The organism is Corynebacterium sp. HMSC14H10, from assembly GCF_001807105.1.
GTDB lineage: Bacteria > Actinomycetota > Actinomycetes > Mycobacteriales > Mycobacteriaceae > Corynebacterium > Corynebacterium jeikeium_D.
The window spans coordinates 46,881-60,127 of the sequence record NZ_KV787408.1; the positions used below are offsets into that span (position 1 = coordinate 46,881).

The 13,247-nt window shown below is 56.2% G+C and carries 9 protein-coding genes; 4 read left to right on the plus strand and 5 right to left on the minus strand.

Features of this window, described 5'->3' with window-relative positions; translation table 11 throughout:
• Positions 1-65: 65 nt before the first annotated feature.
• Positions 66-548 carry a transcriptional regulator NrdR gene (gene nrdR, locus HMPREF3135_RS00765; RefSeq protein ID WP_042388651.1) on the plus strand — a complete coding sequence of 161 codons (483 nt, stop codon included), beginning with the start codon at positions 66-68 and terminating at the stop codon, positions 546-548.
• On the opposite strand, the gene hrpA is transcribed toward nrdR, so the two are convergent.
• From hrpA to HMPREF3135_RS00780, 3 genes are all read right to left on the minus strand, one after another.
• Positions 545-4,564 carry an ATP-dependent RNA helicase HrpA gene (gene hrpA, locus HMPREF3135_RS00770; protein WP_083280583.1) on the minus strand — a complete coding sequence of 1,340 codons (4,020 nt, stop codon included), beginning with the start codon at positions 4,562-4,564 and terminating at the stop codon, positions 545-547. The two genes, nrdR and hrpA, sit on opposite strands and share 4 nt — an antisense overlap.
• Positions 4,565-4,658: 94 nt before the next feature.
• Entirely contained in the window at positions 4,659-5,591 is a 933-nt protein-coding gene (locus HMPREF3135_RS00775) for an oxygen-dependent tRNA uridine(34) hydroxylase TrhO (protein ID WP_016422632.1), read from the minus strand.
• A 61-nt stretch (positions 5,592-5,652) separates the two neighbouring features.
• Positions 5,653-7,155: a DUF1846 domain-containing protein gene (locus tag HMPREF3135_RS00780; RefSeq protein WP_016422633.1), complete on the minus strand. Its 1,503-nt coding sequence runs from the start codon at positions 7,153-7,155 to the stop codon at positions 5,653-5,655.
• 231 nt (positions 7,156-7,386) lie between these two features.
• On the opposite strand from HMPREF3135_RS00780, the gene HMPREF3135_RS00785 reads away from it, so the two are divergent.
• Both HMPREF3135_RS00785 and HMPREF3135_RS00790 read left to right on the plus strand, forming a co-directional pair.
• On the plus strand, positions 7,387-9,474 hold the full coding sequence (locus tag HMPREF3135_RS00785; protein WP_256364747.1) for a neutral/alkaline non-lysosomal ceramidase N-terminal domain-containing protein: 2,088 nt from the start codon (positions 7,387-7,389) through the stop codon (positions 9,472-9,474).
• 142 nt (positions 9,475-9,616) lie between these two features.
• On the plus strand, positions 9,617-10,834 hold the full coding sequence (locus tag HMPREF3135_RS00790; protein ID WP_070437353.1) for a hypothetical protein: 1,218 nt from the start codon (positions 9,617-9,619) through the stop codon (positions 10,832-10,834).
• 127 nt (positions 10,835-10,961) lie between these two features.
• Here HMPREF3135_RS00790 and HMPREF3135_RS00795 read toward each other — a convergent pair whose 3' ends face one another.
• Together HMPREF3135_RS00795 and HMPREF3135_RS00800 are read right to left on the minus strand one after the other, a co-directional pair.
• Positions 10,962-11,486 (minus strand): alkylhydroperoxidase, AhpD family, encoded by a 525-nt coding sequence (locus HMPREF3135_RS00795; RefSeq protein WP_016422636.1) that lies wholly within the window; start codon positions 11,484-11,486, stop codon positions 10,962-10,964.
• Between the two features lie 5 nt (positions 11,487-11,491).
• Positions 11,492-12,088 (minus strand): peroxiredoxin, encoded by a 597-nt coding sequence (locus HMPREF3135_RS00800; protein WP_016422637.1) that lies wholly within the window; start codon positions 12,086-12,088, stop codon positions 11,492-11,494.
• A gap of 105 nt (positions 12,089-12,193) precedes the next feature.
• On the opposite strand from HMPREF3135_RS00800, the gene HMPREF3135_RS00805 reads away from it, so the two are divergent.
• Positions 12,194-13,126, plus strand: a complete 933-nt coding sequence (locus HMPREF3135_RS00805) for a hydrogen peroxide-inducible genes activator (RefSeq protein WP_049193018.1) — start codon at positions 12,194-12,196, stop codon at positions 13,124-13,126.
• Positions 13,127-13,247 lie beyond the last annotated feature (121 nt).

Below are 13,247 nucleotides of genomic sequence, written 5' to 3' on the forward strand. Positions count from 1 at the left end.
GCTTCCTACTCCGCGCAATAATCATTCCAGTTTCCGGTGTTGGGGTGGGACGTAGACTGGAGACCGTGTATTGCCAGTTTTGTCATCATGATCAGACACGAGTCTTGGACTCACGGTTGATAGATAACGGTATGGGGATTCGTCGCCGAAGGGAATGCCTGAATTGCGGCAAACGTTTTTCTACGATTGAACGCTCGCAGCTGATGGTCGTTAAACGGGATGGAATCCCTGAGGAATTCAACCGCGAAAAGGTTATCCAGGGTGTTCGACGTGCGTGCCAGGGGCGCGAAGTATCAGAGTCTCAGCTGAAGAAACTTGCACAAAAAGTGGAGGAGAGCCTCCGCGAGAAAGGCACGCCCCGGGTGGACTCAAACGATATCGGCCTTGCCATCCTTGAGCCGCTCAAAGAACTGGACGAAGTTGGCTATCTCCGCTTCGCTTCGGTGTACAAGTCCTTTTCCTCCGCGGACGATTTCGCGCAAGAGATTGCCAGCATGCGCAAGGGGAAAGGACCGCAGGCTAATGGCAACGAGGTTAAAAAGAACTAACGCAGTTTATCCACACGTTTCTTTATTCGAGTCAGGGATACGCTCTGGGCGGTACCCAGCCGTTGTGCGAAAAGGCTGACGCGCAGCTCTTGAATGAGCCACTGAATATCCCGTACCTCCGCGGAATTCGAACGTGCCTTAGGCAGCTGCTGAAGCTTTGCCGCCAAGTATTCGCGGGCCTCAGTCACCTCATCTTCACGTTCGGCATCACGGTCCGGGTCACGGTTCATTTCCTCAAGCCGAATCTCCATCGCTTGGAGATAACGTGGCAAATGTCGTAGGTGCTGCCAACCGTGCCTTGCCACAGCGCCCTTAGGGAACATGAACTCCAGCTGGCGACGCATATCGTCAATAGCATCGCCTTCCCACTTGTTTAGCTGATTCACCACCGAGACATAACGAGGCATTGCCTGGGCAACGCCGACGACCAATTGGCGCACCTCTGAGGCGACTCCAGAACGAACGTGTTCGAGTAGTTTGTCGAATTCCTTCGGATCGCGGACCGGGCCACCGGCAGCCATCATACGGTCGCGAATCACTGCGACACGGCAGTCCTCGACAAGCCCATCGGCGCCCCCATGTGGCCATGCGTCCACGCCAACACGTTGCTGGAGTGGAAGCCCCTTAGTCATTTGTGCACCATTTACTGGGCAATCCCGCAATAGCATTGTCAAGTTTGTGGTCGCCAACGTCGCCTCAGCCTGAGCCTTAGTTGGTTTAACCTCAATGGCCACGCCATCCTTGGTGGTCACCAGCGTCGGATACATCGTGACGGACTGACCGTCGACAGTACTTTTGACCGTTTCTGAGACGGCGCCCAAGTTCTCTGAAGTCCACTTTTTCACAGCTTCGCGTGCTGCAGACTTCGAACGTTTCGACACAGCAGTTGAGACCGTCGAGGCATGCTTGTCTCGAAGCGCAGCAAGATCCCGGCTCTGATCGACGATCTTTCCATGGCGGTCAACCACTGCGTAGTTAAAGCGCAAGTGTGCTGGCAGTTTCGAAGGGGCAAAGTCTGCACCATTGATGCCCGAGCCTCCGAGTCGTCGTAAAGCATCGGCAAAAACATCGACGAAGCGGCCTGAGTACGGAGTCATCGTCTCCAGCGCGCGGCGTGCGAAATCCGGGGCGGGGACAACGGACTTCCGCAGTGCCTTCGGCAGAGTGCGAATGTAGGCTTCCGCGAGCTCAGCGCGAAGACCTGGTACCTGCCAGTCGAAGCCATCTTCACGCAGACCTGCAAGAAGAGGCACGGGGACACGGAGAGTCACACCGTCATCAGGGGCGCCCGGTTCGAATTTATAGGACAGAGAGAAATCGACCGAGCCCTGCTGCCACATTTCGGGGAAGGCGTTGTCGTCGATGTCGCCGGCTTCGGGGTTGAGCAGCTTATTGGGATCAAAGTCCAGTAGATTTGGCTGCTTGGGCTTAGTTTTCTTCCACCAGCGGTCAAAATTGGTGGCCGTGGTGATAGAGGCGGGCAGCTTGGAGTCGTAGAACGCGTAGAGCACGTCGTCATCGACGACAATGCCGCGGGAACGCTGCTTTTCCTCGATCTTCTCGGCTTCGGCAAGTTTGTCTTGATTGTTCTTAAAGAACTCGTGATGTGTGTTCCATTCGCCGTCGACAAGCGCAGAGCGAATGAAGATCGAGCGGGCGGCGTCGGCATCGACTCGGTGATAAGGCACCAAACGGTCAACCACCACGGGCACGCCGTAGAGCGTCGACTTCTGGTAAGCCATCGCTGCACCGCGCTTAGTAGACCAGTGAGGCTCTGAGTACTGGTGCTTGAGCAGATGAGGGGCTACCTTCTCTACCCACTGCGGCTGAATCGTGCCGACGTTGCGCGCAAAAGTGCGCGAGGTCTCGACGATTTCCGCAGCCATCACCCAGCGAGGCGGCTTCTTTGCCAACGCGGACGAGGGGTGAATGAGGAACTTAGTGTTGCGTGTGCCGGTAAACTCCTTGCCCTCGCCCTCGCGCGTACCAATCATCGACAACAGACCCGGTAACAGCGACTTTGCCACCTCGTCGGGATTGTCGACACCACTGGTTGAGCTGCGGGCCGAAAGATGCCAGCCCAGCTCAGCCGTTGCCTGGTGGAGCTGACGCACCAAGTCCTGCCACTCGCGAACGCGCAGATAGTGGAGGTACTCGCGCTTGCACATCTTGCGGAATTGGTTACCGCTAAGCTCGCGGCGCTTTTCCTCCAGGTATTCCCAGAGCTTCAGCAGGGAGGTGAAGGCGCTGGTGGTGTCCTTAAAACGGGCATGTAGCTGATCTGCCTGAGCTTGGAACTCCAGTGGACGTTCGCGAACATCCTGCAGAGACAAAGCGGCGACAATGACGGTTACCGCCCCGAGAGTGGTGTTCTCGTACCCTTCGACCAGCATGCGGGCAAGACGCGGGTCGACTGGGAGACGGGCAAGTTGTCGGCCGATGTCCGTCAGCTCGGGGGCATCAGACCCCGACGTGGTGGTAATAGCCTGAAGCTCTGTGAGCAGGTTAATGCCATCGCGGATTGCTTTGTGCTCTGGTGGCTGGACAAAGGGGAAGTCCTCAATCGCGCCAAGCCGCAGTGAAATCATTTGCAGTACAACCGAAGCGAGATTGGTGCGCAGAATCTCCGGATCCGTAAACTCGGGACGCGAGAGAAAATCCTCTTCGCTGTAGAGACGAATCGCCACACCATCAGCTACACGACCACAGCGTCCAGAGCGCTGATTCGCAGATGCCTGGCTGATGTCCTCAACTGGCAGGCGCTGCACCTTCGTGCGGGTGGAGTAGCGGGAAATGCGTGCGGTACCAGTATCGACGACATACTCGATACCAGGGACCGTCAGCGACGTTTCCGCAATGTTGGTCGCCAGCACAATGCGACGCCCGGAATGCGGAGTGAAGATCCGATGCTGCTCTGCATTAGATAGCCGACCGAATAGTGGAACGGCTTCTACACCTTTCCAGTGTTTGCCCTCGATGGCTTCGGCAGCTTCTCGGATCTCTCGCTCACCCGAAAAGAACACCAGGATATCGCCGCCGCCAAGCCGCATCAGCTCTTCACACGCAGCGATAACACCATCGATCTGCTCGATGGCGACTTCCTTTTCCTGCCCATTCTTCGCAACAACGGTCCGCACCAGCGGGCGATAGCGGATTTCCACCGGGTAGGTGCGCCCTGACACCTCGATGATGGGCGCAGGGTGCTCGTCGTCAGGCGCGAAATGACGAGCGAACCGTTCCGGATCAATCGTCGCGGAAGTGATAATGATTTTCAGATCTGGACGCTGCGGCAGAATATGCTTTAAATATCCCAGCAGGAAGTCGATGTTGAGGCTGCGCTCGTGCGCCTCATCGATGATGATGGTGTCGTACTCGCGCAGCAGCCGGTCGCGGCCAATTTCGGCCAGCAGGATACCGTCGGTCATCAGTTTGATGCAGGTATCCTTGCCCACGCGATCGTCAAAACGCACTGCATAGCCGACGTGCTGTCCAATCTTTTCGCCCAGCTCATGAGCGATGCGCTCCGCGACGGAACGCGCCGCAATACGACGTGGCTGAGTGTGACCAATCTTGCCCCGCACGCCGCGTCCCAGTTCGAGGCATATCTTCGGGATCTGCGTAGTCTTACCAGAGCCAGTCTCACCAGCAATAATGACGACCTGGTTGTTTTCAATTGCCTCTGCAATGTCGTCGCGGCGCGCGGACACCGGCAACTGGGCAGGGTAGGTGATGCGAGGAATCGCTTTACGACGATCTTCTAACCGCTCCAGCGCAAAGTCGAGGTCTGCAGAGATTGCAGACAGCGCCTTCGGCGCGGATGCTCGCTTTAGCCGGCGTCGGAAGGACTGAGCCTCCCGAATCGGCAATTGATCAGCGAGCTGGTAGAGCTCCTTTTTACGCGTGTCCTTAGCAGGTTTGCCAGAGCGCTGTGGCCTGGCGGAATTGCGGTGGCCGGAGTGGTGGTTTCCCGACTGGGCACGTGGAGCTGGTTTATCAGAACGGCTAGGAGTACTCATGGTTGCCTACTAGATTAGCCGCGTCTGGGGAGACAACCCACATCTGTGCTGATTAAGAGGTGCTCGAGATAGTCCGATGGCAGCAGGGAGCGTCCTACTTTGCGGCTGCTAGCTCTTCGGCAACTTCCTTGCAGTCCTCGCGCCCACAGTGCTGTGTCTCGGTGTGCTCCCAGCAATCATCGCAAATAAGCACCTGACGACGGCAGGTATCTTCGTTGATGCAGTTCTGGAAGGTGTTTGTGGGCTTGCCGCAGTGGACGCAGTGCCCGAGCTGTACGTAGTCCTCGTCTTCGATGCCATCGCCAAACTCCATATGCATGCGCTTGTCGAAGACATATAGGGAGCCTTCCCACAGCCCCTTATTGCCAAACTTTTCGCCGTAGCGCACAATACCGCCGTCGATTTGGTAGACCTCTTCGAAACCGCGGTTCTTCATAAGTGCGGAGAGGATCTCGCAGCGGATGCCGCCGGTGCAGTAGGAGATAACCGGCTTGTCCTTCATCCAGTCGTACTTACCGGATTCCAGTTCGTCGATGAAGTCGTGCGTGGTCTTTACGTCCGGGACGACAGCGTTTTTAAACTTGCCAATCTCGGCTTCCATTGCGTTGCGGCCATCGAAGAAGATGACATCGTCGCCGCGTTCCTCGACCAGTTTATTGACCTCTTCCGGCTTCAAATGTGTGCCGCCGCCAATGACACCATCGACATCGACTTTCAGCTCACCCGGAGCACCGAAAGCGACGATTTCGTCGCGAACCCTGACGGAGAGTTTTGGAAAGTCATCAGCGCCGCCTTCGCTCCACTTGAACTGCATGGAGTGAAAAGCGGGGTACTGCTTGGTTTTCTTGATGTACTTCTTGCAGGCATCGAGATCACCGCCGACGGTGCCATTGATGCCGTGCTCGGACACCAGAATGCGGCCCTTGAGCCCTAACGACTCGCAAAGATCGCGCTGCCATAGCATGATGGCACGCGGATCGGACAGTGGGGCGAACTGGTAGTACAGAAGAATCTTGCTGATGCTCACGGGGACTATTCTAGTCTGCTCTCTCAGTTATCCTATTTTCGGCGTGAGCTGCTGGTATGGCTTAGTGCTTCTGATAGAGAGCCTTCTTCTGGTACTTAGGCTCCGAAGTCACTAGCACACCGAGGTTGCGGAAAATTGTTTCGTCCACGCTGCCCAGAATGGTGGTGGTGTGGACATCGCAGTTTCGAAGGTTCTTCAGCTCGGCGAGGGCTGCACGGGCATCGTCGCTGGTGGCCGCCGACACGGAAAGGGCGATAAGAACCTCGTCGGTATGTAAGCGGGGGTTGCGGCTGCCCAGGTGATGCGTCTTAAGCGTTTGAATTGGCTCAATGGCAGCTGGGGAGAGCAAGTGCAAGTCCGGGTCGATATTGGCGAGCTTCTTGAGAGCGTTGAGGAGCATTGCTGCTGAGCATCCGAGTAGTTCAGAAGTCTTGCCCGTGATGATTGTGCCGTCGTGCAATTCGATTGCGCTACCCGGTGCCCCGGTAGATTTCTCAACTTCAAGTGCTGGTGCGACGACTCGGCGGGCGGCTGTCGACACGTTGGCCTTGCTCATAATCATGGCAATGCGCTGTGAGACTTCGTCGTCTGCGCTGTTCTTGTGTTCGTCGACAAGAGCCTTGTAGTAACGGCGAACGATTTCCTGGTTGGATGCCTCTCGGCACACTTCGTCATCGTCGATACAGTAACCGGCCATATTGACGCCCATGTCGGTCGGTGACTTGTACGGCGACTCGCCCGCGAGCTTCTCCAACAGAGTGCGCAGCAGTGGGAAGACCTCGACATCACGGTTATAGCTGGTGACCTTGGTGTCATAGGCGGCCAAATGAAAAGGGTCGATGAGATTGATGTCATCGAGATCAGCTGTTGCCGCCTCGTAGGCCAGATTTACCGGGTGTTCGAGTGCCAGGTTCCAGATAGGGAAGGTCTCAAACTTTGCGTAACCGGAACGAATTCCGTGTTTGTGATCGTGATAAATCTGCGATAGACAGGTCGCCAGCTTTCCAGAGCCCGGGCCCGGCGCTGTAACAACGACCAAGTCCCGCGACGTTTGCGCCCATTCATTCAGCCCGAAGCCGGCTTCACTGACAATTTTCTCCGTGTTTGTCGGGTAGCCCTCGATATTGCGATGGCGGATTACGCTCAATCCGAGTCGCTGCAGGCGCTCAATGAAGTTCTTTGCCAGGGTGTTGTCGTCGGAAAGCTGCGTGACGACGACGCTGTCGACTAGAAACCCGCGTTCACGAAAGACATCGACGAGGCGCAGCACATCGTCTTCGTAAGTGATGTCGAGGTCAGCGCGGACCTTGTGGCGCTCCAAATCCTTGGCATTGATGCACACCATGATTTCCAGATCGTCTTTGAGGCGATCGAGCATAGCGATTTTATTGTCAGGCGTGAAGCCGGGGAGCACGCGCGAGGCATGCATGTCATCAAATAGCTTGCCGCCCATTTCGAGATAGAGCTTGCCGCCTTCACCTGCGATGTCTGCGCGCCGCTTCTTAATATGAGCGGATTGCATTTCGATGTACTTTTCGCGGTTAAAACCGACAGCCTGAGCCATGGTGCCCTTTCTGAAGTTGTGTCTGCGAGGAGCGCGCTAAAGCTTGCGAAATTCTACTGTGTCCATGGTAGTGATACTGCCTTGCGAATGTCGTATCGGTTACTGCTGTCGCGGGGGGAATTTTGGGAACTTTGGCTTATTAGGCCACGCGTAGGGGATTGTCTGATTAAAGTCCAACATATTGATATTCAAAAAGAAATATGAAGAGGATGTGACATGCTCGATCCCCAGATGGCATCATCGTCGAATTCGGCAGAACCAACCGCACGCGCCCCGTACCAAGTGGGCAGGCGAGGCTTCCTCGTCGGAGCAACTGCCGTGTCAGCTGCGAGTATGATGCCTGCCGTAAATGGTGCATCAAAGGCAAACGCCGCTCCTGCAAACGGGGCTTCTGCCGCCGCGGGGAATTCGACCACCACTTTGAATGTCGGTCGAGGAATGGCTGACATGACAGGCGAGCCACTCGGCGCTGGCATGAACGGGTATGCGGTCATGGACCAGACCACCTCGGGTCTGCGTCTTCGCCAGATGGCGAGTGCATTCATCTTCGGTGATGACAACGACAACCGTGTCGTCCACGTCACCGCAGATATGGGGCTCATGTTCCAGTCCATCCAGATGGAAGTTCTGCGGCGACTGCGAGCTCTCTTCGGAGACCTCTACCACGAGGGCAACGTGCTTATCTGCGCATCTCATACGCATGTCGCGCCGGGTGGTACATCGGGCCATCTTATGGTCGACCTGACTACTCTCGGTTTCCGTCCCGTCACTTTCGAAGCTGTGGTCGTCGGTGTGGTCAAGGCTATTGAACGTGCACACGCTGATTACCAGCCGTCGACTATCCACCTGACCAAGGGGATTGCCAAGGATGCGGGTGTTAACCGCTCCCTGGAGGCATTCAGGCGTAACCCCGAGGAAGAACAGCGTCTTTTCCCCGACGGAGTCAACCCGGAAAGCCATACACTGCACGTGAGTCGCGGTGGTCGCGAAGTCGGATTCATTAACTGGTATGGAATTCATCCGACCACCTTCGGCCCCGAGCACACCATCATCGACGGCGACAACAAGGGCTATGCAGCATGGAAGGTTGAGGTCGACCGCGGGGTTACCCACCGTGAGCCGGCCGATGCCCCCTTTGTCGCCGCATTTACCATGTCGTGCCCGGGTGACATCAGCCCGAACATGGGGCTCGTGCCAAATTCGGGTCCCGGCAACGGAGACGAAGCAGAGTCCGCCCGCATTCTCGGTCAGCGTCAGATTGACGCTACCCAGGGTCAGACCATTGCACTGCCAGGAGGCGGAATCTCTACCGTCCACAAGTGGGTCAACCTCGGCGATGTCGACATTGACGGCCAATTCACGCCCGACGGCCAGCCGCACCGCACTGGACCTGCAATCCTCGGTGCGGCCTTCGCAGCCAGTAGCCAGGAGGACGGCGGCGGCGAACCAGCCCTAGGTTTCAACGAGGGCCAGCGTGGAGGCACACCGTGGGTACGTCAGCTCAATAACGTCGTACTCCCGAAAAATATCGGGGAGATTCAGGGCGAGAAAGAATGCCTGCTGCCAGTGGGCTACATCGATGGTCTTCTCCAGCAGACCCACATGTTCTCCATCACCCGCATCGGTGGCTTCACCTTGATTACCAACGGCCTTGAACCCACCACGATGTCGGGTTACCGCATGCGTCAGCACGTCGCCGATGTCCTCGGCGTTCCAATCGACACTGTCATCTGCCAGGGCTACACCAACAGCTATGGACACTACGTCGTTACCCCAGAGGAATACGATCAGCAGGACTACGAGGGCGGCGCAACGGCTTTCGGCAAGTACACGCTCAGTGCGATGATCTCCATCTATCACGATCTCGCCCACGCGCTTGCCGACGGCATGGCTGTCGACCCGGGCAGTGCTGCAGGTGATCTCACTGGCATCATCCCGCCGTCGCCAGCAGGAGGAAAGACTATCGATTCCGTACCAATGGACAAGAATTTTGGTGACGTGCTCGAATCGACTGCAAGCGTCACGGTAGGGCAGCAGGCCGTTGCCCAATTCGTCGCGGCAAACCCGAATAACGACTTGCGACTGGAAGACGGCTACCTACTCATCAAGAATGACCGCGGTGAGATCGTTTCTGACGACTGGGACCAGGCAACTGTCATTGAATTTGCCAAGGACGGTAATTACACCACCGCCAAGGTCACTTGGGAGACCGGAGGAGTCGCGCCGGGCAAGTATGACATCATCGTGCGTGGTAGCGCGTTGGGTGCCGGTGATTCGCTGAACGAGTTCGAGGGAGTCGCCGCGGTGGAGCTCGTGTAAGAACGTCCAATTAAATACGTCCATGCGCACAATGTGACTTATACTTCGGCCTTTAAAAACTCATCAAGGGCTTGTCTCACGTATAGTCCGTTGTGCGCGTTATTTGTATGTATCCGTCAATTTGGCAGGAGCAATTTGCTTCATGAATACCTCAAACGATCCATATAGCAACAACGATTCTTACGGTGACGGCAGCCGGGACAATGAGTCCAATAACTATGACTCCCAGAGTCACGGTTTTCCCAACAATGGTTCGCAGGACTACAACCCTTACGGGTTCGATTCGGACGCACAACATGGCCCGCGTGGACCAGAGGATTCGCCACAGTGGAATCAGACTTACGGCCGTGAACAGGCTTATGGCGAAATTCCTTCTTATGGAACTGGCGAGTCGCGCGATAGTTACGGCGGGCAACCCTATGGTGCGGACTCGAGCTACTGGCAGCACCAGTCCAGCGGGGCTTCTGCAGCCGGTGCACTTGCTCCCGGAGTCAACATGCCAGGTGGCGATGAGCCGCCGGTGAAGCCTGTGGCACAGGGGCCGACGAAGGTCGACATTGGAAGTGCCTTTTCCGCGGCGTTTCGTAGTCTAAACAGCAATTTTGCTTCCTGGCTTGGCATCATGCTGACGTTCTTCGCCGTACTAGTCGCACTGATTGTTGGCGCAGCGGCAATTCTCTTTGCGACTGGTGACTTCGATCCGGACTTTGAGCCGAACTATCCAGGCGATGTTCCGTTTGAGGATCTAGGGTCAATGTTCGCGACTCTCGGCGCGATGGCACTCCTATTTGCCGTGGGCATGTTCGCGATGCAGGCATTTATGCTGCGCGGTGCATTCGAAGCTGTCGACGGCCGAGTGCCGAGCTACGGTGCTTTCTTCCGTGTAAACCGGTGGGGATCTCTTATCGGTGCCTACATTGTCACGTTCCTGGTGGGGCTGCTCGCCATGCTTCCGGGGATGGTGCTCTTCATCGCTGGAGTATCCCTGTCTGCCAACGGCAGTGAAGCTGCAGCTGCGATGATTCCCATCGGCTACCTGTTGGTACTTGTGCTGTCCATCTTCATCATGCCAATCACAGCGACTATGCCGCTTCTTGTTTTTGATGGTCGAGCAACAGCACTTGAGGCTCCGGTCGTCGCATGGCGCTTGGTGAAGCCTCAGTATTGGACGATGCTCGTTGCATTCATTCTGACGTCAATTGTTTCTTCCGCAGGTGCAATGCTCTTCTATATCGGTATGTTGTACACAGTCCCGCTTGCTCTCCTCGTGCAAGTACATATCTACCGTCAGCTCATCGGTGGCCGTCGAGTAGTTAATGAAGCCCAGGAGAATCCGGGTTATTACCCGCCACAGCAGTAGCCAAAAACGTACAAGAAAAAGCGCCCAAGGAACCGATAAAAATTGGTTCCTCGGGCGCTATTTCGTCAGCAGGTAATCCTGCGGGGGAGCGTTCGGCTATCAAAAGCCGAACCTAAGCTCTGAATATTTAGCGGGTAGCCTCAGCGAAGACAGCCTGTGCAACACCAGAGACGGTGCCTGCAATCTTCACAGCTTCCCAGACCTGCTCCTTGGTCAGACCAGCATCGCGGACGACCTTTGCGTGAGAAGTCACGCAAGCTTCACAGCCGTTGATGGCAGAAACTGCCAGAGACCACAGCTCGAAGTCTTCCTTCTCGACACCCGGATTGGAGATGATGTTCATGCGCAGGCCGAACTTGACCTGTGCGTAGTCATCACCGAGCATGTGGCGAGTGCGGTAAGCAACGTTGTTCATGCCCATAACGGTGGCCGCACCAAGCGCAGACTCGAAAGCCTCGTCAGACAGGTGCTCCTTGGCTTCCTCAGCGATCTCGGAGAAAACGGTCTCGTTGCGGGTGGCAGCAGCGGATGCAAGCAGGGTACCCCACAGCTGCTGCTCGGAGAGTTCCGTAGAACGGGTGAGAGTGCCAAGGTTCAGCTTCATGTCCTTGGCGTACTCCGGTAGACCGGAACGAAGGTTATCGATGCTCATATGAGTTACTTCAGCTCCTGCTTCAGAACGTCCATCTTGTCGATGTTCTTGGTCGGGTCATTCTTCTGCCAGTTACATGCGCAGACCTCTTCAGACTGAAGAGCGTCGAGAACACGCAGAACCTCGTCAACGTTACGACCGACAGCGTCCGGGGTAACGGAAACGAACTGAATGATGCCGTCCGGGTCAATGATGAAGGTTGCGCGGTCTGCAACACCGTCAGCGTTCTCGACGCCGAGTGCACGCATCAGGTCATGGCGGATGTCGGAGAACATCGGGAACGGGATGTCCAGCAGTTCCTCGTGGGTTGCACGCCAGTTGAAGTGGGAGAACTCGTTGTCGCCAGAGCCACCGAGAATAACGGTGTCACGGTCCTCGAATTCCTCATTCAGCTTGCCGAATGCAGCAATCTCAGTCGGGCAGACAAAGGTGAAGTCCTTCGGGTAGAAGAAGACGACCTTCCACTTACCCTCGTAGGACTCATTGGTTACCTGCTCGAAGTAGTCATCCGGAGAAGAAGCGTTTGCATCACGCAGGTTGCCGCCCTTCAGAGCGGTCAGAGAAAACTCGGGGAACTTGTCGCCAACAGTCAAAATTGCCATGGAATCCTCCTGAATGTATTCCTTTTGGGGTCACACACCATTATGCCTATGGATTCCCGAACCGTCAAGAGGAAAAAGTTAATAAGCTCGTGTAGGCTTATAGGTATGCGTAATAGAGATTATCGGCCCACTTTGCCTCAGTTACGTGCCTTTGTCGCGATTGCCGATACCGGTCACTTCGGTCAAGCCGCTGCCCGCCTCGGCATTTCACAGCCCAGCCTGTCACAAGCGCTTTCCACCCTTGAGCAGGGACTGGGGGTGCAGCTTGTAGAGCGTTCGACTCGCCGAGTGCTGGTGACGCCACTCGGTCGCGGTCTGATTCCATATGCCCGCCAAGCATCTGAAATTGTTGACGAGATCGTTGCTCGCGCCTCTGGCCGTACAGATGATTTGTCCGGACCACTATCCATTGGTGTTATCCCTACGGTTGCTCCATACGTGCTGCCCAACTTCCTCCAGTTGGTTCGTGACGAGCTGCCAGATCTAAAGCCTAGGATCGTCGAAGAGCCGACCGAGCGCCTCATCGAATCACTTCGCTCCGGCACCATTGATGCAGCCATCATGGCACTGCCGTCCGATGTGCCTTCCTTTGAAGAGATCTACCTCTACGACGAAGAGTTCTACATCGTCGTGCCAGAGGATCATCCGCTGGCAGGTAAGGAAGAGGTAAAGCTTGAGGCAATCAGAGACTTGGACTTGCTTCTGCTTGACGACGGTCATTGCCTGCGCGACCAAGTGTTGGATATTTGTCGCAAGGTCGATGCTGTTCACGGCGAGACCTCCAGCTTGGAAACACGGGCGGCTTCTCTATCGACCGTCGTGCAGTGTGTTGCCGGTGGGTTGGGGCAGTCGCTTGTACCGGAATCGGCTGTCAAGATTGAGGCCGACCGTCCCGGCCTGGCTGTTGCGCGATTCGAAGGTCCGGCACGGCCGGGACGCACCATTGGGCTGGTTCACCGCGCATCATCGGTACGCGGCGGCGAGTTCAATCGAATTGCTGAACTGGTACGGCAGGCCTACATAGACGCTGTTGCCTAAAGCTCTCTTGGCGCATGCCGCAGTAGCGTATGAAATAAGCAAAACCGGGCTGGTAGTTCCAGCCCGGTTTTTCGCGTTTATCCCTGAATAATTCGGGGGTTAAGTGACAAAAAGTGTGTCT

What these genes read in the sequence shown, in the direction of transcription:
- hrpA (WP_083280583.1), bottom strand. Translation starts at nt 4,564, where the DNA reads ATGAGTACTCCTAGCCGTTCTGATAAACCAGCTCCACGTGCCCAGTCG.
- HMPREF3135_RS00780 (WP_016422633.1), bottom strand. Translation starts at nt 7,155, where the DNA reads ATGGCTCAGGCTGTCGGTTTTAACCGCGAAAAGTACATCGAAATGCAA.
- HMPREF3135_RS00785 (WP_256364747.1), top strand. Translation starts at nt 7,387, where the DNA reads ATGGCATCATCGTCGAATTCGGCAGAACCAACCGCACGCGCCCCGTAC.
- HMPREF3135_RS00790 (WP_070437353.1), top strand. Translation starts at nt 9,617, where the DNA reads ATGAATACCTCAAACGATCCATATAGCAACAACGATTCTTACGGTGAC.
- HMPREF3135_RS00795 (WP_016422636.1), bottom strand. Translation starts at nt 11,486, where the DNA reads ATGAGCATCGATAACCTTCGTTCCGGTCTACCGGAGTACGCCAAGGAC.
- HMPREF3135_RS00800 (WP_016422637.1), bottom strand. Translation starts at nt 12,088, where the DNA reads ATGGCAATTTTGACTGTTGGCGACAAGTTCCCCGAGTTTTCTCTGACC.
- HMPREF3135_RS00805 (WP_049193018.1), top strand. Translation starts at nt 12,194, where the DNA reads ATGCGTAATAGAGATTATCGGCCCACTTTGCCTCAGTTACGTGCCTTT.